The following is a 20,552-nucleotide window of genomic DNA, read 5'->3' as shown; positions in this document are numbered from 1 at the left end:
ATGGAAACTGGTTTAAATAACTTAAAGCTTACTTTATTAACGATAGCGATTGTGTTAGTGGCAACATTGGTAGGTGTATCTTTTTACTTCTCAAGTATAATTGCTTTATCACTTTTTGCAGTATGTATTGTTGCCACTTTGTTTATCATATTTAACTCTGTGGAGATAAATATCGCTAGGGTATGTATTTTTGTTTTCTTTGCATTTATGGCATTCAATATAGAATATCCTATATTGTATATGGGTGATTACGGATTTTCAGCAGAACATCCTGGAGGTTTGAGAGCAGCTATAACAGTAAACCAATTTTATATGCTGTTAATTGCTCTTTTAGTCGTGAGTGTCTTAAAAAAAGAAAACTTTGAAGTGCCAGTAATTACAGAGCTTTTTATATGGGTATTATTGATTATTTCTGGTGTAATATCAATGTTCTTCGCAGTTAATCATTATGCAGTTCTTTATCCTTTAATAAGAAACATTATCCTAATATTTTTGTTGATTACTATGTATAATTATAAGCTAGACCATTTATGGAATAGTTTTAAAAATGCAGTAGTGATTTTCTTGATACCTGTACAGTTTATCATAGGTATCTATCAATACTTGACTGTTCAACCTCTAGGCTTAAGGGTTTTAGGTGAAAGTAATGATCCTTTTAGATCAACTTCCATTGTTGAAGAAAGTCAACATGGGATGAGTGGGACGTTGGGTCATCCTGGAATATTCGGACTTTTCTTTGTGATGATATTGCCTTTTTTACTAAATGATCTATTAAATAAAGATAATAATAGCAGTAAGAAGCTTTATTATATGACTTTATTAAGTTTTATATTAGGTGTAATGTTAATAGTCATGACTGATGCTAGGGCATCTATTGCCTTGTTTTTCCTAGCGACCTCGTTAGTGATAATTGGTAATTTTTTAATAGGTACCAGACGGAAAATAAATACAACAAGAATCGTTTACGTAGCCACTGGTTTATTTGCAGTGGTGTTTATAGCCTTTTTCCTCCGAGGAGAGGAGCTATTGAGTAGATTTTTAGATTCCGATTTTATCTATCAATTCTCGTATAGAGGCGGATTAAGTGATATTAGTATAAGTATTCTGACACGTGATCTTACAACTTTTTTATTCGGGGTAGGTCTAAATAATTATACTGATGTTGTAAATTCTATGGGAAGTGGCTTTGCATACTCACATCCCGTTCACAATATATACTTGTTATTAACTACAGAGGGTGGCATTTTTCAAGGTATAGCATATGTAGTGCTTCTAATAGTTGTTTTAACTAAAATGCTTACGGTCATGCGTTTTAGTAAATCTATAAAATACCAAAGGTATGCACTAGTAGTTTTTTCATCACTATTTACTTTAAGTATTTATAATTTTACTGGTTGGGCAGCTTATCATAATCAAAACTACATTATGTTTACTCTCTTAATAGGCTTTTCAATATTGATTTATAAAGAGTATAGGTTAGAAAGGAAAGCAAAATGGAAGAATTAGAGTCTTTTAATAGTATTACATTAGTTGGATATTATGGAAAAAATAATCTTGGAGACGATTTAATGCTTGCTAGTTTACTAGAAGAGTTTCCTAATCATCAAATAAAAATTCTTGCCTTTGATAAACTAATTGGCTTTGATGAATATAAAAATATTAATGAGGTTCATATTTGGCCCAATATGAAGAGAAAAAAGATGCAGACATTTCTTCGAGCGATTAAAGGATCAGAAGCGGTTGTTTGGGGGGGGGGAACTTGTTTTACAGATGAAGATGGGGATGGATTTTTTAAATACATGCCTATTGCTAAATCACTCGGAAAAAAAATTATTTACACAGGGGTCGGAGTGGGAAACCTCAAGAGAAAAAATAGAAAATTAAAAGCCGATTTCTTAATAAAAATAGCTGATTTTTTAAGTCTTAGAGATGAGAAATCATATCAATATGTCAAAAATGTAAAAGGTAATGAGGATAAGATTTCATTAGTGAGAGATCCCTCAATTAAATATTTGCAAAGTCACTTTAATAACGATCAATTTGGGAGTTTAAACACGAATACTCTTTTAATAGGGTGGAGGAATTTAGAAAAATACAAAGATACACAGGGGAACAATTTAAATAATTTAATTAGAGAAGTGGACAGTTTAATAGAGAGATATTCATGTAAGAAAATTATTATAATGGATGTTGATTCTTCCTATGATCCAATCGTTAGTGGAGAGTTGTTTGAGAGATTAAAAGGAAATAAAAGCGATATAGAAATAATTTACGATAAAGAGTCTGATTTTAAAGCGAAAATGAGTGTTATTTTAAATAGTAGGGTTGTTATTACATCTAGATTGCATTTAGGAGTTGTGTGTGATTTAGCTAATATTTCATGTTACATTTACAACTATTCTCCGAAGATAGAATATTTATGGGAAGAATCCGATAGCCAGTCTCTACATTTGATCTCCAAAGATTTTAACATTGTAAAAAAAGAGTATTTAACTTCATGAGTAAGAAAAAAAGCTTCACCGATATTATTAGTATATGGACATCACAACTTGGCGCAGTAGTTGTAGCTTTTATAACACAAATGTTACTTGCAAGGTCTCTTAGCGTTGCGGATTATGGTGCTTTCATGACTGCATTTAATACAGCTATGTTACTAGGCGGCATAGCATGCTTTGGTGCAGGACCAAATTGGTTACGTATAATTGGAAGAGAAGGATGGAATGGATTAAGATGGTTACGACCAAATTTAATTTTGCTTGTAGTAACAACCGTTGCATCATCTATTCTATATATCATTTTAATTCGTTTTTCTTCCACATCTGAACTGACATTCTTTATATCAATTGCTTTCGTAAGTGTTTTATTAACTCGCTCCTTTAGTACGCCAGCAGAAGCAGTTTATCAATTGGAAGAGAACTATATTAGGTTATCTTTTTTAAAGTTTCTAAATCATGGGCTTAAATTTTTAGTCGTAATTATAGGGGTACTTTTTGGATTTTCTGTCATCTCTTTAGCTTTTGGATATGTCTTTACATCTATTGCAATGCTCATCTGGTATCTTTTTCTTTTAAGAAGAATCTCAACACATAATATAAAATTAGTTGGACATGGAGAGTATTCTTTTAACGCAAAACAATCACCAGACGTCAAAACTGCATTTGTATTTCTATTCCCTTACGGAGCGACAACGGTCTTTTACTTAATCTATTTTCAAGCACCGATCTTTTTTGTCAATATCACTTTAGGAGATGAAAGTGCAGGAATTTATAACGTTATCTTTACAGTATTAAATGTGATTTTTCTTTTACCAATTACGCTTTATCAAAGCTACTTAATTCCTAAAATTCATCGATGGTCTACTGGTGAAAGAAGTAAAGTAGATCTATTAACGAAAGTCGGCAGTAAGCTGTCTATTATGCTAGGTATCGTCATTGGTATACCGATGGTGTTTATTTCTCCATTTGTTACGAGTTTGATTTTTGGAGATGAGTATAAATTAGCTGGAATTTTTATTAGTTTTTTAGCAGTCGTTGTTCCTTTAAGACTACTTTCCAATAACATTGGGAGTGTTTTAGTTACCGAAAAATACATTAAAAAGAAAGCTTTTTATCAATTCTATGCAGCGCTATTAAGCATTGGATTAAATTTTTTACTTATGAACAAAATTGGTCTAGTGGGAGCTATTTACACATTAATACTTGTGGAATTACTTGTTGCTTTATTGTTTGTAGTTTGTTTAATGACTGATGTGAAAGTAAGAATAGATAAATTTAATTCGTATGTCTGTCAATACGCATTGTTTTTTGTAGGTACGCTTATAATTTTTCAATCCAGCACCAGCACAGGTATATTAATTGGATCTGTTATTTTTGTTTGCTCACTCGTAATCATGCTCCTGACTATTGTGAGAGATAAAGAATTAAAAGAAGTTATTTTAAGAATGAAGGAGAAGAAATGAAAATCACATTAATAAGTTCAACAGGTGGTCACTGGGCACAACTCTTACAACTTCAAAAAGTTATCTCTGAAGAAAAACATGTTGAATTAAACCTCATCACTGAAAAAAACCGGACAAATTCTTCTATGGATTGTAGTTTTCTCCTTCAACAAGATAGAAAAAATATATTCTTCACTTTTATATTTCTAATAAATATAATAAAATCTCTTTATTTCGTAATTACAGTTAGACCGAAATATGTTATATCAACAGGGGCTGGATCGGTAATCCCTTATTTATTTTTTGCTAAATTATTTGGTAGTAAGGTGATTTACATTGAAAGTTTTGCAAAAGTAAACAGCCCAACAATTACTGGTAGAATTGTTTACAAATTTGCTGATCATTTTTTTGTACAGTGGGAAAATATGCTTAAATTTTATCCTAATGCCTTGTATAAGGGGAGTTTGTATTGATATTCGTTAGTTTGGGTACTCAGAAGTTTAAGATGAACCGAGTGATTAATCAACTCGATTTACTCTATGAGTCAGGATATTTATCCGGAGACGAGGTTTATATTCAACGTGGCCATTCAATGAAATCTAAGTATTTTCCGTCAGATGAATTAATAGATAAAAGTAAATTTGACGAGATTATTGAGAAAAGTGATATTGTCATATGCCATGGGGGAACTTCTTCTATAATTACTGCTTTAAATAATGGGAAAAAAGTATTGTCTATTCCAAGAAAAGCAAATCTAGGAGAACATGTTGATGATCATCAACATGAAATAGTTACTGCATTTTCCGAAGCGGGCTATATTGAGGTTCTAACCAACATTAATAAGCTAGAAGAAACGTTAAATAATGTACTGGATAAAGAATATAAACGATATGAGCAAAATAATAGATTAGCGAAGTTTATTTTAGACAATATCATTAAGAATTGATGTGGGAATATGAAGAATGTTTTTTTAGTGTGGACAAAAAATCAGGCAAGAGTCGAATCTCTATTAGAAGATCTATCAATAAATTTAGGTGATTTTAAAGTTATTTATAGAGATAATTCAACGAACAGTATGTTCAAAAAATTACTTAACTATATAAAGTTTTTCATTTTAGATTTTATCGTACTTCTTAAAAATAAACCTAATTTTGTGATTGTACAAACGCCGCCATCATTTATTTTAATTGCACCAGTCATTTATAAGGTGTTTTACAGAAAAGTAAAAGTAATTAGTGATACACATAACGCAATGACTAGATCCCCGTGGAAGGATCGATTCGGGACAAGCTTTTTGTTTAACAGAGTTGATCTCATATGTGTTCATAATGACGTTGTTTATGAAAGTGTAAAAGATGAAATTCCGTTTAAGAAATCTAATATTTCAATCCTAGAAGACAAAACGATTGATTATGAACCAACTATAGAAACCTATTCTACTACTAATAAGCAAGCCGAGAAGGAAATAAACGTTTTCTTCCCTGCTTCATTTAATGAAGATGAGCCTATAAAAGAAATTTTGGATTGCGCAGTTCATAATCAAGACATTAATTTCACACTCACTGGAAATGCAGTTAAATTAGAAAAGAAATTTGGAATAGCTCCATCTGACTTACCTGAAAATCTTAAAATTACAGGGTGGCTAACCAATGAAGAGTACAATCGCAAATTAATGGATTGCGACGTTTTGCTAGGATTAACTGTCTTTGATGACATTCAAATGAGTGTTAGTAATGAAGGTTTAGGTGCTGAAAAAGTGATGGTCTTATCAGATAAAAAGGCACTTAGAAATATTTATATGTCTGGCGCAATATATACAGAAAATAGTGCAAGTGAAATTGCTCAAAGTATTAGAGAGGCACATAGAAAGAGAGATGTATTAAAGAAAGAAATAAAAAATACAAAGAAATCGAAAGAAAGTAGATATAAAGGTCAGTTAGAGGTATTTAAAACTAAAGTAAACATGAAAGGATAAATTATGAATTTCATCTTACTCTCAGGTGGTTCTGGCCAAAGGTTATGGCCATTGTCTAATGATGCTAGATCTAAACAATTTTTAAATGTTTTAGAACACAATGGTGAGAAAGTGTCTATGTTGCAAAGAGTATGGAATCAATTGAAAGAAAATGACTTAACTGGTCAAACATTAATAACCACAAGTCATTCACAAGTCGATATGATTACCAACCAAGTTGGGTCTGATATCCCTCTAATAGTTGAGCCGGAAAGAAGAGACACTTTTCCCGCAATAGCTCTTGCCGCAACTTACTTGTATTCAATTGATAATAAGTCCTTAGAAGATGTAGTCGCAGTACTTCCAGTTGATCCTTATGTCGAGGCTGATTTCTTTAATAAAATTACTAATTTAGAAGATGTCTTAAAGAATTCAAATTCAGACTTAGGCTTGGTTGGTATTGAGCCAACTTTTCCTTCATCTAAATACGGTTATATAGTACCTTCCTCCCTTAATGATGATGGAACTATTAAGGTTAGTCATTTTCGTGAGAAACCAAGCCTGGAAATAGCTACTGATCTTATTGAGAAAGGTGCATTATGGAATGCCGGAGTTTTTGCTTTTAAATTACGAACGATTATTAATGCTTTAGAAAAACGTGGCCTTCCAACTACTTATGAAGAACTACATTCTATTTATTCAACCCTCCCGAAAATCAGTTTCGATTTCGAAGTTGTTGAAAAAATGGAGAACATTATAGCTGTTCCATATAATGGATATTGGAAAGACCTTGGTACTTGGAATACTTTAACAGATGAAATGAGTTCAAAAATCATTGGTAAAGGAATAGTAAGTGATGATTCTGAAAATGTTCACATTGTTAATGAGTTGAATTTACCAATTGTTGCATTAGGTTTAAAGAATACTATAATTGCAACAAGTGCAGATGGCATTCTCGTTACTGATAAATCAGCAAGTCCAAAAATAAAAGAACTCGTTCAAGGTATAAATCAACGACCAATGTATGAAGAACGTAGATGGGGTTGGTATCAAGTAATTGATAATACAACTTACGAAGATGGAAATGGAACGCTGACAAAGAAAATTACGATTTACCCTCAAAAAAATTTAAGTTACCAATATCATGAAACTAGGGACGAGGTCTGGACTATCGTTAAAGGGGCTGGTGAATTTATATTGGATGGGGAAATTTCATCAATAAAAGCTGGTGACACAGTGAAAATACCAGCCTTTTCAAAACATAGTTTAAAGGCTATAACGGAGCTGCAGTTGATTGAAATTCAAACTGGATACAACTTGGTCGAAGAAGATAACTGTCGATTGATTGAGGACTGGAAAAATATACTAATAAACTGTAAACAAAAGACTCTATAGAAACTAATTTTATCTAAAGTTGGTGAAAAGATGAAAAGAAAAATTGCAGTAGTTGGCACGGGCTATGTAGGGCTAGTAACAGGTGTGGCGCTATCAGAGGTTGGTCATACTGTCACTTGTGTGGATGTAGACGAAGTGAAAATCAAACGTATGCAAGAAGGGCTTTCTCCAATTTTTGAACCTGGCTTATCTGAGTTAATGACAAAAAATATTAATGAAGGTCGCCTATCCTTCACTTCACAGCATCAAGAAGCTTTTAAAAGTGCTGATGCAATATACATAGCTGTTGGCACACCTCAAAAAGAAGACGGAACAGCAGATTTGTGCTTTATAGAATCTGTGGCTGAAAATATTGCTAGTCATTTAAAGAGTTATGCGGTTATTGTAACAAAGAGTACAGTTCCTGTTGGGACGAATGATTATATTAAGAGCTTTATAGGAACACGAACTGATACTCCATTTGATGTTGTATCTAATCCTGAATTTCTTCGCGAAGGTTCGGCTGTTCAAGATACATTCCATGGGGATCGTATTGTAATTGGAGCAGATAGTCCAATTGCAGGAGACTTAATTGAAGAGATTAATAAGCCTTTTGGAATTTCTGTTTTCCGGACCGATATTCGAAGTGCGGAAATGATTAAATATGCATCTAATGCGTTTCTTGCTACAAAAATTAGTTTTGTAAACGAAATTGCTAATCTTTGCGATAAGCTAGATGCAAATATTGATGATGTAGCAAAAGGCATGGGGCAAGATCAGCGAATAGGAGACAAGTTCTTAAATGCTGGTATCGGTTATGGCGGTTCATGCTTCCCTAAAGATACCAACGCTCTTGTTCAAATTGCAGGGAATGTTGAACATGAATTTACCTTGTTAAAAGCTGTTATAGAAGTTAACTATAAACAACAGAGGTTACTTGTTGATAAAGCTAGAGAGTATTTTGGTTCTTTACGAGGTAAAACAATTGCAATGCTTGGATTAGCATTTAAACCGAACACGGATGACATGCGAGAAGCAGCATCTCTTGTACTCGCTGAAGAATTAGTTCTTGCAGGAGCTACAGTTGTTGGCTATGACCCGATCGCAATGGAAAATGCAAAAAAAGTGTTACCCGAAGCTGTCAACTATGCAGACAGTGCTTTAGGTGCAATTCATAATGCGGACGCAGCATTTATTGTAACTGAATGGAAAGAAATTTGCTCTCTTACTACAGAGCAATTTAAAGAGAATCTAAAAGATGCAGTTATTTTTGATGGAAGAAACTGCTTCAACGTAGAAACTATGAAATCAGCAAACTTGGATTATTTTTCAATTGGTCGTCCAATTGTAAAGACTCAGAAAGAGTTTGCATAAACTAAGCACCTCAAGAATGTAAGGGTTAATCTAACTTATATTTTTGAGGTGTTTTTGTTATGTTATTTATTCATAAGAGGGATCAAAATACTAGGTATAATCTATCAAAATTTGCTTGTTGATAGAGAAGAAACTTACTATAATAGTAAAGTAGAACTATGATTAAGAGAGGGGAAAAAGATGAAGAAAATTTGTTCATTATTGGTTATTTTTTTATTATTTTTATTTTTGGCTCCGCAATCACTAGCTTTTAGTGATATAACACCACCTAAACTTCATACAGTTGGTATCGAAAAAAGCAAAATGCAAGCAGGAGAGCGAAACGCTGTCATAATGAAAATAACTGACGACATTTCTGGAGTGGAAACAGTAATTGCACATGTAAGAAGTATTTCAGGAAAACAGCAAGAAAGTTCTATAGCTAAATACCAAGAGAATGATAATTGGAGAGCAGAGTTTGAGGTTAGTGAATATGCTGAAACGGGAGAATGGTATGTAGATGCAATTTCCGTTGAAGATAAAGCAGGAAATCAAAAATTTTATCGTAGTGGAATAGACTTTAATGTGAGATTTAACGTAGAAAATGTTTATTCAGATGTAACGCCACCAACACTACATACAACTGTGATTGAAAGAAGCGAAATGCAAGCAGGAGAGCGAAACGCTGTCAAAATGAAAATAACTGACGACATTTCTGGAGTGAAAACAGTAATTGCACATGTAAGGAGTATTTCAGGAAAACAGCAAGAAAGTTCTATAGCTAAATACCAAGAGAATGATAATTGGAGAGCAGAGTTTGAGGTTAGTGAATACGCTGAAATGGGAGAATGGTATGTAGAAGCGATTTCCGTTGAAGATAAAGCAGGAAACCAGAAATTTTATCGTAATGGAATAGACTTTAATGTGAGATTTAACGTAGAAAATGTTCATTCAGATGTAACGCCACCAACACTACATACAACTGATATTGAAAGAAGCGAGATGCAAGCAGGAGAGCGAAACGCTGTCAAAATGAAAATAACTGACGACATTTCTGGAGTGGAAACAGTAATTGCACATGTAAGGAGTATTTCAGGAAAACAGCAAGAAAGTTCTATAGCTAAATACCAAGAAAATGATAATTGGAGAGCAGAGTTTGAGGTTAGTGAATACGCTGAAATGGGAGAATGGTATGTAGAAGCGATTTCCGTTGAAGATAAAGCAGGAAACCAAAAATTTTATCGTAGTGGAATAGATTTTAATGTCAATTTTACAGTAGGTAAACCTACTGTTAGAAGTGTACTTTTATTAAATAAACACATTAATTCATTTACGAATAATAATACTATTAATTTTGAAGCAATATCTGAAGGTAGCAGAAACGCCGAGTATCGTTTCTTAATTAGAGATAAAGATGGTAGGTTACAAACTCTAAAAGATTACAGTTCGGAATCAATCGCTAATTGGACGCCTGTTATTCCAGGTGAATACGAGCTTATTGTACATGGAAAAGATAAGAATGCAACTGGAGAAGGTTTATTCCATGAAGCAAGGGATTCTTTCAGATTTACAATTAATAGAGAAATAGTTAATTCTGTTTCCCTCGATAGTAATCAAAAAGAGGCTGTTAGAGTGGGTTCATCTATAAGGTTTACTGCTTCGTCCACTGGAAGTTTGAATTCTGAATATAGATATATGCTACGTGATCAGAAGGGGAAAGTGACTACTTTATCGGATTACAAAAGTAATCCAACTTTGAATTGGGTGCCAGATACCCCTGGTGAATATGAACTTATTGTTCATGCTAAAGATCGATTTGGACAAAAAACAGGAACATTTAATGATGCTCGTGATTCTCTTAAAATTAAAGTTGTTGAACATGAAACAGTAACAGGAGTAGACCTCGATAGTAATCATACTAGTGATATGCCAGTCGGGAGTAAAGTTACTTTTAATGCAAGTTCTTCAGGAAGCCACAATGCAGAATATCGTTTTATTGTTCGTGAACAGTCTGGAAAGCTAACTACTTTACAAGAGTATAGTAACAACAATAAAATCTCTTGGTCGCCAGACAAGTCTGGGCAATATGAAATTGTAGTGCATGCCAAAGATAAATATTCAACTGGTCATAGTACATTCCATGAAGCTAGAGCTTCTATGAAAGTGAGTTTTACTGATAAAGAAACGGTTAGTGAAGTTAGTATTCTGGGTGACCTTAAAGATATACAAAGAATCGGAACCAACGTTAATTTTGAAGCAAAATCAAAAGGAAGTCGTAATGCAGAATATCGCTTCATTGTAAGGGATCGAACTGGTAAATTAACAACAATTCAAGAATACAGTAATAAAAGTACAGTGATTTGGAGTCCGAGTGAGCCAGGTCGTTATGAAGTAATTGTTCATGCTAAAGACAAGTTCTCAAGTGGGACAGGTACATTTCATGAAGCAAGATCTTCAGTAATCTATAATTTTGTTGAAAAAGAAACTGTAAAAAGTGTCGTTTTAAGTGGTAATAAGGATAAGAATCAACAAGTAGGTACAGAAGTAATTTTTACTGCTGAAGCATCAGGGAGTAGCCAAACTGAATATCGCTTTATCGTGCGTGATCAAACTGGTAAGTTAACAACAATTCAAGAATACAGTGAGAACAAAACTATTACTTGGACGCCGGTAAAACAGGGGAGATATGAAGTTATCGTCCATGCGAAAGATAGACTTTCTACTGGACCAGGGTTATTTAATGAAGCTAGAGCATCAGTGGAATATATCTTTACAGAAAGTGTTTACACGAAAGACTCAGTGAAGATTGAAGAACAAGACATTAAAGAAGAGGATGAGGCAATTTCTGACGATCCAATCAATGAAAGTGTAGAAGAAGTTATTGAAGAAGATGCACCTTTATTAGAGGAAGTTGAATCCAATGTGGATGAAGATGAAGAAATAAAGCTAATTGATGAGGGCAAGGTAGAAGAGGATTTTAACGGTAATAATGAATTGAATGAAAATTAATTTTTTGTATCTTAAAAACACGGATGGAAATTCCATCCGTGTTTTTTATTATTATGAAATCTTATATCGATAAGAAATTAGCTTCTCTCCCTCTCATTACTTCTCCCTACTAAATAATCCAGCGATACCTCATAAAAATCTGCAATTTTAATTAAACCCTCTAAATCAGGAGTGCGTGCGCCACTTGCGTAATGTTGCACAGCTCTTAAACTAATCCCCAGGTATTCTGCTAACTCTTGATAACTTGTCGATGATTCGTTTTTTAAGGCTTTTAAGCGTTCTTGAAAATTAGCCATTTGCAAACTCCTTTTGTATTGACATGTACAGTTTGTTCGTATATAGTGAAATTAATCAGTTGCGTACAGTTTGTTCATCTGTCGTTATTTTTAATGTTGGAGGTCTTCTTATGTCTGCAATCTATTCTCGTCTCGTTTTAGCTGAAATAAAGATGGAGTTGTTGCATCATGCCCATGTGCTTGAAACCCAGAATAGTAAAGAATTGTTTCAGCAAGTGTTAGCGACTGTTAAGAAGATTGATGCTATGGATGAAGACATTCAGCAAAACATTACGACCTCGTAAGTATTTATGTCTAATGTTTTAAATCACAAAAAGACTCCGATACCTACTTGTATCTATTAAGCTTTTTGCAAAAATACTCGACACACCCCTACCTCACATAATAAGCGCCTCTCTATCGTTCTATTGATAGTGTTTTTAGTATATCATCTCACTAAGGCAATATGTACAATGAGTACGTATAATGTGTATTGCTTATTTAACCATGCTTTTTCCCCAACCACTTTATCTCCCACCTCAACCCCTCTCATGCTAAACTAAATGAAAGACACACCATCACAGGAGTTACAAATGAACAGTATCGAGACGTTAAAAGAAATTGCGAAAACGTTAAATGAAGGGGAACGAATTGAAGACATTTTACAAGCGGTATTAGTCTCTCTTCTTGAAACGACTGGGCTTAAAACGGGCTGGATCTTTCTTGTATCGCCACAAGGGAAGCAGCGATTGGTGGCTCAAGTAGGGTTGCCGGTAGGGTTGATGCACCAAACGTGCGCGCCTCTTAAAGAGGGTAGCTGTTATTGTGTGAATAAATACAACAACGGGGAGCTTCATGAACCGATTAATATTATGAATTGTAAGCGATTAAAGCTTGCTGTAGAGAACGACTGGGGCGATACAGGGGGTCTGTCTCGGCATGCGACGATCCCCATTAAAGCGGGAAGCGAGTCTCTTGGGTTAATCAATATCGCGTCGCCGTCTATTGATACGTTTTCCCGGAATGAATTGGAATTGTTTGAAACGGTGGCGTATCAAATTGGAGCAACGATTAAGCGGTTGAATGCGTATATTGAGGAACAGAAGCAGACGGCTTTGCTTTCTCAGCTTGGAAAGTATCTCGCTTTTCAACGGGATGTGGCGAACGAGGACGATTATTTGGCAACGGTTGGGGAGACTTTACAGGCGTTTTTTGGATGGAAGGGCGTTCGGTTTTTCTACAATGAGTGGTCGACGTTCTCTGGGGAAGAAGGGGATGCGAGCAAGACGATACGCTTGCCGTTTGACCAGCATCTGCTTGAGCTGTGTGTGTATGATGAAGGGTTATCGGCTGGGGTCGAGTCGGTGCTGTATGAGGTGCTAACACATATTTCCCTGCAATTGAAGCAGTTTGAGTTGAATCGGCAGCAACAACAGCTATGGCGGCGTGAGGAACGGAATCGCCTTGCTCGGGACTTGCATGACAGTGTGAATCAATTGTTATTTTCCCTGATCTTGCATGCGAAAGGGTTAGAGCGGCAGTTAGAGGATGGGGACGTGAAAGCGACGGTTGCCCATGTTCATGAGCTCGGCAATCAAGCTCTTGTGGAATTAAAAGAGTTAATTAAACAGCTTCGTCCAGAAGGGTTGGAGTCTGGGCTTGCGGCAAAGGTTGAAGCGTATGCGCGTTTAATTGGCTTAACTGTTGTAGTAGAAGTAGAAGGATTAAAGAAAATCGCTGAGCCATTGGAAGTGTGCGTGTGGCGTTTGATACAAGAGGGGTTAAACAACTGCCAGAAGCATGCGAAGACAAAGGATGTAGTGGTCCGTCTGATGTTTGGTAGTGAAGCGGTAACGGTACAGATCGTCGATCAAGGGATCGGGTTTGATCCCGACACTGTGAGAAAAGGAATGGGTTTCGTGAATATAAAGGAACGTGTACAGGAAATGGGCGGTACGGTAACGATTGTGTCTGCGCGGCATCAAGGCACGACCGTGAATATAAGCATACCGCTAGTACAAGGGGACAACGTATGAAGGTGATGATTGTGGACGATCATACGGTTGTCCGAAAAGGGTTAGTGTTTTATTTGAATACCATCGAAGATATGGAGATTGTCGGTGAGGCAAATAATGGGGAAGAGGCACTCCAGAAGCTGAAAACCGTTCAGCCTGATTTGATTTTAATGGATTTGTTTATGCCGAAATTAAATGGCATGGAAGCGACGAACCAGATAAAAGCTCTCTATCCTCATGTGAAGATCTTAGTGTTGAGCTCGTTTTCTGATAAGGATCATGTGATTCCGGCTTTACAGGCTGGTGCAGATGGTTATCAGTTAAAAGACATCGATCCAGAACAATTAGTGGAAACGATGCGTGCGGTCTTAAACGGTGAAAATAAGCTGCATGATAAAGTAACGAAATTCGTGCTCAACCGGATTGCGACGCCAATGTCTGAGGAAGAGCAGGCAATCGAACTCCTAACGAAACGAGAGCGGGAAGTGCTCGTGGAGATTGCTTCAGGCTATAGCAATAAAGAAATTGCCGATCGGTTAGGGATTACAGAAAAAACGGTGAAAACCCATCTATCTCATGTGTTTTCCAAGCTGCACGTCAGCGACCGGACACAGGCGGCTTTGTTTGCGGTTAAGCATAGTCTTTTGTAGATGGGCATTCAATCAGTTCAATTAATTCGTTGTTGATGCCCCGGAAGTATACCGCTTTCCAGCCGTTTTCTAGATGATAGGGGCCTTCTTCTAGCTTTATCTGTTGGGCTTGAAAGCGATCGATGGCGTCTGTGAGGTTGTTTGTTTGAAAAGCAAGATGGATGGAGGAGGCGGATGAATCCTCCTCTTTGTCTTGCCCTGAATCGACGAGTTCGATCAAGGTTTTGCCAATTCGGATAAACGCAAGCACTTCGCCGTTTAATGCCATTCGTTCGACTAGCGTAGCGTCAAGCAAGCGTTTGTAAAAGGAAAGCGTTTCTTCTAGGTCGTGTACGTTTATGCCAATGTGATGTGTTGTGAACATGGTGTTGCCTCCTTTTTACAGCATGAGGTGGACATCGCCAAATTCATGCCAGAGGTAGTTGTTTTGTAAGGCGTGCTGGTAGCTTGACAGTAGTGCGTCATCGGGCAAAAACGCGCGTAATAATTCGAGATGACTAGAGTGTGGTTCGTGTAAGCCGGAAAGCAACCCATCTACGAGCTGTAAGGGCGTTTCTCGTTGAATGAACAAATTGGTTGTGTCCTTCCAAGCTCCTTGATGTGAATGCTTGTTTTTTGCATACGATTCGACTGCGCGCACCACCGTTGTGCCGACTGCGATGATTCGTCCCCCGCGTGCTTTGGCTTCATGAATCGCTGTAATCGTTTCTGCTGGAATCATATAAGCCTCAGGGTGATGCAAAGGGTCTGGCCATTGGTTGTCTTCGTAGTAACTAATGCCTGCATGCAGCGTAAGGAAGCCCACTTGAATATGGTTTTGTTTTAATTGATGAATCAGCTTCCACGAAAAGGCTCGCCCAGCTGAAGGCATTTCAATGGAACCAGGCACAGACGCAAATACGGTTTGGTATGACTCCAATGACCAAGGGGTGTTGATGTATTCATACCGAATCGGCTCCCCGTATTTATGGAGAAACGACAGAACCGGTTCGTGCAGGCCATGAAAGGTCACACGCTTTAACGGGGCTTCACTGCCATCTCCTTGAACATGAAGCGTCACTCCGTCTTGAAGTTGAACCACAGTCTTGTCTTTACCAAGAATGAGTGCTTCCCAACTGGTTTCGGTTAGTTGTCGAGCTAATCGAACGGTTACGTTGTCGGTTTCACTTACGAGCTGAGCTGGAATCGTTCGGCTGCGATTGAAGAGAAGCAGATCATTCGGCTGTAAGAGCTCAGTGAGGTCGGTTAACGTGTGGTCTTGAATGCGTCCGCTCTTCCGCTCGGTATGAAGGAGCTTCACGTCGGAACGATCGTTTCCACGATGCTCAGCAGGCGTATTGGCGTGAAGATGCGCTGGCAACGAGAATGCCTCATGGAACGAAACAAGATTGGTCATTGCCCTGCCTCCTCTAAGAACGAATCAATGTCAAACCGCTTTCCGTTGACTGTGCCACGATGTTGGATGATGTGATCAAATAGCGGCAACAGCTCTTCTGGTTCTAGTAAAGGATAATCGCAATTGGGAACGGCAATGTCGTGCATGGCAGTATTCATTTCACCAGGATCAACTAAACAAACCTCTGTCTCGGTTTCTGATAGTTCATCTGCCCATGTTTGCATCAAACCTTCCACTGCAAACTTAGATACCCCGTACGCACCCCATTCAGCAAACCCGGTCTGACCAGCAGCAGACGTAATGGAAATGATCAGCCCACGGTCATTTGTTAACATGGTCGCAAGGCTTCGTTTTGTCATTAGAAATGGGTTGAGTACATTCGTGTGAAGCACGTCTTGAAACATGTGTTCATCGTAATCAGCTAGTAGCTGTGGTCCTGGACCAAAGATCGACGCATTGTTCAGTAAAATATCAATTGTTCCGAACGTGGCTTCAACGACAGACACAAACCGATCCACATCCTTTGCGTTCGCGACATCAGCACGAACCGCCACGACTTCCGCTCCTAAAGCAATCGCTTCTTCTTTTACCTTCATCACCTCTTCTTCGTTTCGAGCACAGATTCCTAATCGATACCCTTGTTTCGCATAATGAAGGGTTAGTGCTTTTCCAAGCCCTCTTGATGCTCCTGTAATCACCATAACGTCTTTCATTTAGCTTCACTCCTTTGTGTTGTTGCTTTTAGTGTACGAAAGAAAGAAACGATTTGAATCGTTGATAAGAGGGAGAGCATGCTCATCGATTTGACTGATCGGTGCTCAGACAAAAGTCGTAGAGGGGGAAGAGTTATTTTTGAGTGTACGAACTCGGTTTGTAAGGTTCGTATGAAAATAAAGGATTTTAAGAGAATAATTTTGTACATTCCGCACGATGTAAAAAGTGTATATTCAGATTATAATCATCTTTATAAGAATGACGTAAGGTGGTTACAACATGAAAATCGTGATTGCGCCAGATTCTTTTAAAGGCAGTTTATCGGCTGTTGACGTAGCGGCTGTCATGAAGCAGGCCATATCGAAAGCGCTTCCAAATGCTGAAGTCGTCTCCGTTCCTGTTGCAGATGGTGGGGAAGGCACGATGGATAGCCTCGTTACAGCAACAGAAGGAAAAAAAGTTGAAGTTCAAGTGAAAGGACCGACTCGTAAGGCGGTTACCGCAGAATATGGCGTTCTTGGTGATGGGAAGACGTGTGTAATCGAAATGGCAAGTGCGTCAGGGCTTGTGTTAATTCCGGCTCATGAGCGTAATCCGATGGTGACGACGACTCTAGGGACTGGAGAGCTCATTAAAGCGGCATTGGATGCAGGGTATCGTTCGTTTGTTTTAGCGATTGGTGGAAGTGCCACGAATGATGGCGGCACTGGCATGCTACAAGCACTAGGAATGAAGCTTCTCGATGAGCATGGCGAATCTGTGGGATACGGTGGAGAAGCGGTTGGTCAGATTACGGCCATTGATGATGCTTTGTTTGACAAGCGTATTCGCGAGTCTACCTTTTTAATTGCATCTGATGTTCAAAATCCGTTCGTTGGTCCGACTGGAGCATCGGCTGTGTTTGGCCCTCAAAAAGGGGCGACCCAAGAAATGGTGGAGGAACTGGATCGTGGGTTAACCACATGGGCGGATTTAATTGAGAAACAGACAGGAATTCGTCTCCATGATCAAGCTGGTGCAGGTGCAGCTGGTGGAATAGGCGGAGCGTTTCAGGCATTTTTTCCTTCTTCCATGAGAAGAGGCATTGATCTTGTCATCGAGCATACGCATTTAGAAAAGAAGCTTGTAGGCGCTGATCTCGTGTTAACAGGAGAAGGGAAAATTGATGATCAAACCGCTTCTGGAAAGACGCCGATGGGTGTAGCGGAAGCGGCGAAAAAGCAAGGTATTCCGGTCGTTGCCATTGCAGGGTCTGTTGGCGAAGGAATTGAAGAGCTGTATCAATACGGGATCACAAGTGTATTCAGTATTGTGAAAGGACCTATGAATTTAGAGCAAGCAATGGAGGGGTGCAGTGAATATCTAGCACTGACTACTGAACAAGTCGTGCGAACATTTTTTGCGTTTCGAGATTAACGACACATGAGCAGGCGTGAATGCCTGCTCAAAAAGGGGGATTACCATGCTATTCCTTATTATTGCAATTGGTGTTTTACTTATTATCATCGCTACATCTAAATTTAAAGTACATCCGTTTTTATCCTTATTACTCGGTACCTTATTTGTTGGTTTTGCGTCAGGTATGTCCTTTGATCTAATTGTTGAAAGCATGAACACTGGCTTTGGGAACTTGATGATGAGTATCGGTCTCGTCATTGTCTTCGGTACAATTATTGGGGTTATTTTAGAAAAGGCTGGTGCCGCTTATCGAATGGCAGAAGTCGTTCTTCGAATCGTTGGACCGAAGCATCCTCAGCTAGCGATGAGCATTATTGGGTTCATTGTATCAATTCCTGTATTTTGTGATTCAGGCTTTATTATTTTAAACAGTTTAAGGAAAGCGCTATCAAAACGAGCGAAGGTGTCAATGGCGTCAATGTCTGTTGCCCTGGCAACAGGTTTATATGCTACACATACCCTTGTTCCTCCTACACCTGGTCCGATTGCCGCGGCTGGGAACATTGGAGCAGACGCCTATTTAGGCACTGTGATCTTTATCGGATTAATCGTAGCGGTTCCTGCTACATTCGTCGGTTATCTCTGGTCTATTAAAGTTGCAACAAAAATTGAAGTGCCAGAAGATGTGACAGCAGCAGGAGAAGAGTTTGATTATGATAAAGTCGTTGCGTCCTTCGGGAAAATGCCTTCGACGTTTTCAGCATTTCTCCCCATCTTACTGCCAATTGTTTTAATTGGCCTTGGCTCTATTATTGCGGTTTTGGGCGTGGAAGGTGGCTTTGCGAACTTCCTTATGTTCTTAGGAAAACCGGTTATTGCTTTATTAATCGGTGTCGTGGCAGCGTTACCACTCTTGCCGGCGTTTAATGAAGAAACCCTAACAGGCTGGATGGGCCAAGCGCTGAAGGATGCTGCACCTATTCTGTTAATAACAGGTGTCGGTGGTTCTTTTGGTACTGTTATCCGAAATTCAGGTGTGGAAGACATCATTCAAGGCTGGGACATTAGCGGTATATTCACAGGAGCCATGTTCTTGCTTGTACCATTCCTACTAGCGGCTGCGTTAAAAACAGCCCAAGGTTCATCAACGACATCCCTTGTGATTACGTCATCGTTAATTGCACCGATGCTACCAATTATGGGAATTGAAGGGGCGATTCCATTAGCGCTTGTCGTAATGGCGGTAGGTGCAGGAGCGATGACCGTCTCTCATGTGAATGATAGTTATTTCTGGGTGGTTGCACAATTTACCGGGATGAAAGTCAATGATGCGTATAAAGCGCAAACAATGGCAACCTTACTACAAGGCATCGTGACCATTATAGTAACGATGATTCTATGGGCCATTCTGGTATAACAAATGAAAGACAGCAGACACGAGTGGTCTGCTGTCTTTTCTTTGGCATCGTCAATCAAGAAGATTTCATATTGCGAACAGCTGCTGCAGGAATACATGCTGTCTTTTCACCTGTGGCTGAGTTAGTCGTGACACAAGGTGGGGAGTAATAAAGTCTACTGGTAAGAACCTTATTTAACGAGTACATTTGTTAAAACTGAAGTAGAAGGCCATTAAGGAAACTTAGATGATAAAAGTGTTACCTCCTGCGTAGTAAACCATTTTTCGGTCTATGAAGAACCAGAGGGTAGAAGAGAACATAATACCATGTCATAAATAAAATTATACGCTAGTTTGGAATATGAAAGCCGGATCTCGCTACTCTAAGGAGGATTCGTTTTTTTGAAAATTCCCTGGTTAAACGGACGCCGGGCTTGTTTTTCTTTTTCTGAAGCAACTAAAGGTTCGCTAAAGCTGCCACTGATATAGTGTGATTTGTAAGACAGCTGCTTGCAAAATAAAGTATTGGAGGAGTTTAACATGGGAATGATGAAGAAAAATGATGAAGGCTTATTTAAGGGGAAAACGGTAAAAGTGATAGCGACGACCGCTTTGCTTGCGACATTAGGTACGAGTGCTGCTTTTGCATCGGAAGGGAAAAATGCCGCACCGACGGACCAGGAAGAATCGACTCCGATTTCCGAGGTTGAAAACGACCTTACAGTAGAAACTCGGGAGGACGGCAAGACATATTACTCCACAGACAATGGTAAAACCTGGAGTGAGGACGTTCCTGTTGGTTTTTCGAGTGAAGGTGAGGGAGTTCTAGACATTCCAGAGGAATTTGAAATTGGAGAAGAGGCAACGTTACTTCTAAACGTGGAGTCAGAAGATGCTGCTTTTGCATCGGAAGGGAAAAATACCGCACCGACAAGTCAGGAAGAATCGACTCCGATTTCCGAGGTTGAAAACGACCTTACAGTAGAAACTCGAGAGGACGGCAAGACATATTACCACAGACAATGGTAAAACCTGGAGTGAGGACGTTCCCACAGGTTTTTCGAGTAAAGGTGAGGGAGTT

The 20,552-nt window shown here is 38.2% G+C and carries 20 protein-coding genes; 16 read left to right on the top strand and 4 right to left on the bottom strand.

The genetic code is table 11. The features are described 5' to 3' along the window. From PQ477_RS05410 to PQ477_RS05370, 9 genes are all read left to right on the top strand, one after another. Nucleotides 1–1,506, top strand: a complete 1,506-nt coding sequence (locus PQ477_RS05410; RefSeq protein WP_274273112.1) for an O-antigen ligase family protein — start codon at nucleotides 1–3, stop codon at nucleotides 1,504–1,506. After that, nucleotides 1,494–2,501: a polysaccharide pyruvyl transferase family protein gene (locus PQ477_RS05405; protein WP_274273111.1), complete on the top strand. Its 1,008-nt coding sequence runs from the start codon at nucleotides 1,494–1,496 to the stop codon at nucleotides 2,499–2,501. The genes PQ477_RS05410 and PQ477_RS05405 overlap by 13 nt, the downstream gene beginning before the upstream one ends. Further along, a complete protein-coding gene (locus PQ477_RS05400; RefSeq protein ID WP_274273110.1) occupies nucleotides 2,498–3,958 on the top strand; it encodes an oligosaccharide flippase family protein in 1,461 nt (486 codons plus the stop codon). Before PQ477_RS05405 ends, PQ477_RS05400 begins: the two co-directional genes overlap by 4 nt. Then, entirely contained in the window at nucleotides 3,955–4,410 is a 456-nt protein-coding gene (pssD, locus tag PQ477_RS05395) for a PssD/Cps14F family polysaccharide biosynthesis glycosyltransferase (protein WP_274273109.1), read from the top strand. The genes PQ477_RS05400 and pssD overlap by 4 nt, the downstream gene beginning before the upstream one ends. Next, the gene (locus tag PQ477_RS05390) at nucleotides 4,407–4,883 is read left to right on the top strand and encodes a glycosyltransferase (RefSeq protein WP_349775498.1); all 477 of its coding nucleotides are present in this window, start codon (nucleotides 4,407–4,409) and stop codon (nucleotides 4,881–4,883) included. The genes pssD and PQ477_RS05390 overlap by 4 nt, the downstream gene beginning before the upstream one ends. A 9-nt stretch (nucleotides 4,884–4,892) precedes the next feature. Next, nucleotides 4,893–5,912: a glycosyltransferase family protein gene (locus PQ477_RS05385; RefSeq protein ID WP_274273108.1), complete on the top strand. Its 1,020-nt coding sequence runs from the start codon at nucleotides 4,893–4,895 to the stop codon at nucleotides 5,910–5,912. Nucleotides 5,913–5,915: 3 nt separating this feature from the next. Next, nucleotides 5,916–7,286: a sugar phosphate nucleotidyltransferase gene (locus PQ477_RS05380; protein WP_274273107.1), complete on the top strand. Its 1,371-nt coding sequence runs from the start codon at nucleotides 5,916–5,918 to the stop codon at nucleotides 7,284–7,286. A gap of 30 nt (nucleotides 7,287–7,316) precedes the next feature. Further along, nucleotides 7,317–8,639, top strand: a complete 1,323-nt coding sequence (locus tag PQ477_RS05375; RefSeq protein WP_274273106.1) for a UDP-glucose dehydrogenase family protein — start codon at nucleotides 7,317–7,319, stop codon at nucleotides 8,637–8,639. A 180-nt stretch (nucleotides 8,640–8,819) separates the two neighbouring features. Continuing rightward, complete coding sequence (locus PQ477_RS05370; protein WP_274273105.1) at nucleotides 8,820–11,627, top strand: triple tyrosine motif-containing protein; 2,808 nt, start codon at nucleotides 8,820–8,822, stop codon at nucleotides 11,625–11,627. A gap of 77 nt (nucleotides 11,628–11,704) precedes the next feature. Here the strand turns inward: PQ477_RS05370 and PQ477_RS05365 are convergent, their stop codons facing one another. Then, nucleotides 11,705–11,923: a helix-turn-helix domain-containing protein gene (locus PQ477_RS05365; protein ID WP_274273104.1), complete on the bottom strand. Its 219-nt coding sequence runs from the start codon at nucleotides 11,921–11,923 to the stop codon at nucleotides 11,705–11,707. A gap of 110 nt (nucleotides 11,924–12,033) precedes the next feature. Here PQ477_RS05365 and PQ477_RS05360 point away from each other — a divergent pair, with 110 nt between their 5' ends. The 3 genes from PQ477_RS05360 (at nucleotide 12,034) to PQ477_RS05350 (ending at nucleotide 14,567) form a co-directional block, all read left to right on the top strand. Further along, nucleotides 12,034–12,207, top strand: coding sequence for a hypothetical protein (locus tag PQ477_RS05360; protein ID WP_274273103.1), 174 nt, complete (start codon nucleotides 12,034–12,036; stop codon nucleotides 12,205–12,207). 288 nt (nucleotides 12,208–12,495) lie between these two features. Next, nucleotides 12,496–13,938 (top strand): GAF domain-containing sensor histidine kinase, encoded by a 1,443-nt coding sequence (locus tag PQ477_RS05355; RefSeq protein ID WP_274273102.1) that lies wholly within the window; start codon nucleotides 12,496–12,498, stop codon nucleotides 13,936–13,938. Further along, complete coding sequence (locus PQ477_RS05350; protein WP_095150883.1) at nucleotides 13,935–14,567, top strand: response regulator; 633 nt, start codon at nucleotides 13,935–13,937, stop codon at nucleotides 14,565–14,567. Before PQ477_RS05355 ends, PQ477_RS05350 begins: the two co-directional genes overlap by 4 nt. On the opposite strand, the gene PQ477_RS05345 is transcribed toward PQ477_RS05350, so the two are convergent. The 3 genes from PQ477_RS05345 to PQ477_RS05335 are packed head-to-tail and all read right to left on the bottom strand — an operon-like array spanning nucleotide 14,548 to nucleotide 16,676. Continuing rightward, a complete protein-coding gene (locus PQ477_RS05345; RefSeq protein ID WP_274273101.1) occupies nucleotides 14,548–14,931 on the bottom strand; it encodes a VOC family protein in 384 nt (127 codons plus the stop codon). The two genes, PQ477_RS05350 and PQ477_RS05345, sit on opposite strands and share 20 nt — an antisense overlap. Before the next feature lie 15 nt (nucleotides 14,932–14,946). Continuing rightward, a complete protein-coding gene (locus tag PQ477_RS05340) occupies nucleotides 14,947–15,963 on the bottom strand; it encodes an S-adenosylmethionine:tRNA ribosyltransferase-isomerase (RefSeq protein WP_274273100.1) in 1,017 nt (338 codons plus the stop codon). After that, on the bottom strand, nucleotides 15,960–16,676 hold the full coding sequence (locus PQ477_RS05335) for an SDR family NAD(P)-dependent oxidoreductase (protein WP_274273099.1): 717 nt from the start codon (nucleotides 16,674–16,676) through the stop codon (nucleotides 15,960–15,962). Before PQ477_RS05335 ends, PQ477_RS05340 begins: the two co-directional genes overlap by 4 nt. A gap of 280 nt (nucleotides 16,677–16,956) precedes the next feature. Between PQ477_RS05335 and PQ477_RS05330 the strand changes: the two genes are divergently transcribed. From PQ477_RS05330 to PQ477_RS05315, 4 genes are all read left to right on the top strand, one after another. Then, complete coding sequence (locus PQ477_RS05330) at nucleotides 16,957–18,093, top strand: glycerate kinase (protein ID WP_274273098.1); 1,137 nt, start codon at nucleotides 16,957–16,959, stop codon at nucleotides 18,091–18,093. Nucleotides 18,094–18,139: 46 nt separating this feature from the next. Further along, a complete protein-coding gene (locus PQ477_RS05325) occupies nucleotides 18,140–19,492 on the top strand; it encodes a GntP family permease (protein ID WP_274273097.1) in 1,353 nt (450 codons plus the stop codon). Continuing rightward, complete coding sequence (locus PQ477_RS05320) at nucleotides 19,474–19,641, top strand: hypothetical protein (RefSeq protein WP_274273096.1); 168 nt, start codon at nucleotides 19,474–19,476, stop codon at nucleotides 19,639–19,641. The genes PQ477_RS05325 and PQ477_RS05320 overlap by 19 nt, the downstream gene beginning before the upstream one ends. A gap of 370 nt (nucleotides 19,642–20,011) precedes the next feature. Next, nucleotides 20,012–20,500: a hypothetical protein gene (locus PQ477_RS05315; RefSeq protein ID WP_274273095.1), complete on the top strand. Its 489-nt coding sequence runs from the start codon at nucleotides 20,012–20,014 to the stop codon at nucleotides 20,498–20,500. Nucleotides 20,501–20,552 lie beyond the last annotated feature (52 nt).

This window comes from Shouchella hunanensis, from assembly GCF_028735875.1.
Classification (GTDB): Bacteria; Bacillota; Bacilli; order Bacillales; family Bacillaceae_D; genus Shouchella; species Shouchella hunanensis.
This window is presented reverse-complemented; position numbering and strand designations above follow the sequence as displayed.

Bases quoted from the DNA above. Each gene is read 5' to 3' on its own strand.
- PQ477_RS05410 (WP_274273112.1), top strand. From the start codon at position 1: ATGGAAACTGGTTTAAATAACTTAAAGCTTACTTTATTAACGATAGCG.
- PQ477_RS05405 (WP_274273111.1), top strand. From the start codon at position 1,494: ATGGAAGAATTAGAGTCTTTTAATAGTATTACATTAGTTGGATATTAT.
- PQ477_RS05400 (WP_274273110.1), top strand. From the start codon at position 2,498: ATGAGTAAGAAAAAAAGCTTCACCGATATTATTAGTATATGGACATCA.
- pssD (WP_274273109.1), top strand. From the start codon at position 3,955: ATGAAAATCACATTAATAAGTTCAACAGGTGGTCACTGGGCACAACTC.
- PQ477_RS05385 (WP_274273108.1), top strand. From the start codon at position 4,893: ATGAAGAATGTTTTTTTAGTGTGGACAAAAAATCAGGCAAGAGTCGAA.
- PQ477_RS05380 (WP_274273107.1), top strand. From the start codon at position 5,916: ATGAATTTCATCTTACTCTCAGGTGGTTCTGGCCAAAGGTTATGGCCA.
- PQ477_RS05375 (WP_274273106.1), top strand. From the start codon at position 7,317: ATGAAAAGAAAAATTGCAGTAGTTGGCACGGGCTATGTAGGGCTAGTA.
- PQ477_RS05370 (WP_274273105.1), top strand. From the start codon at position 8,820: ATGAAGAAAATTTGTTCATTATTGGTTATTTTTTTATTATTTTTATTT.
- PQ477_RS05365 (WP_274273104.1), bottom strand. From the start codon at position 11,923: ATGGCTAATTTTCAAGAACGCTTAAAAGCCTTAAAAAACGAATCATCG.
- PQ477_RS05360 (WP_274273103.1), top strand. From the start codon at position 12,034: ATGTCTGCAATCTATTCTCGTCTCGTTTTAGCTGAAATAAAGATGGAG.
- PQ477_RS05355 (WP_274273102.1), top strand. From the start codon at position 12,496: ATGAACAGTATCGAGACGTTAAAAGAAATTGCGAAAACGTTAAATGAA.
- PQ477_RS05350 (WP_095150883.1), top strand. From the start codon at position 13,935: ATGAAGGTGATGATTGTGGACGATCATACGGTTGTCCGAAAAGGGTTA.
- PQ477_RS05345 (WP_274273101.1), bottom strand. From the start codon at position 14,931: ATGTTCACAACACATCACATTGGCATAAACGTACACGACCTAGAAGAA.
- PQ477_RS05340 (WP_274273100.1), bottom strand. From the start codon at position 15,963: ATGACCAATCTTGTTTCGTTCCATGAGGCATTCTCGTTGCCAGCGCAT.
- PQ477_RS05335 (WP_274273099.1), bottom strand. From the start codon at position 16,676: ATGAAAGACGTTATGGTGATTACAGGAGCATCAAGAGGGCTTGGAAAA.
- PQ477_RS05330 (WP_274273098.1), top strand. From the start codon at position 16,957: ATGAAAATCGTGATTGCGCCAGATTCTTTTAAAGGCAGTTTATCGGCT.
- PQ477_RS05325 (WP_274273097.1), top strand. From the start codon at position 18,140: ATGCTATTCCTTATTATTGCAATTGGTGTTTTACTTATTATCATCGCT.
- PQ477_RS05320 (WP_274273096.1), top strand. From the start codon at position 19,474: ATGGGCCATTCTGGTATAACAAATGAAAGACAGCAGACACGAGTGGTC.
- PQ477_RS05315 (WP_274273095.1), top strand. From the start codon at position 20,012: ATGGGAATGATGAAGAAAAATGATGAAGGCTTATTTAAGGGGAAAACG.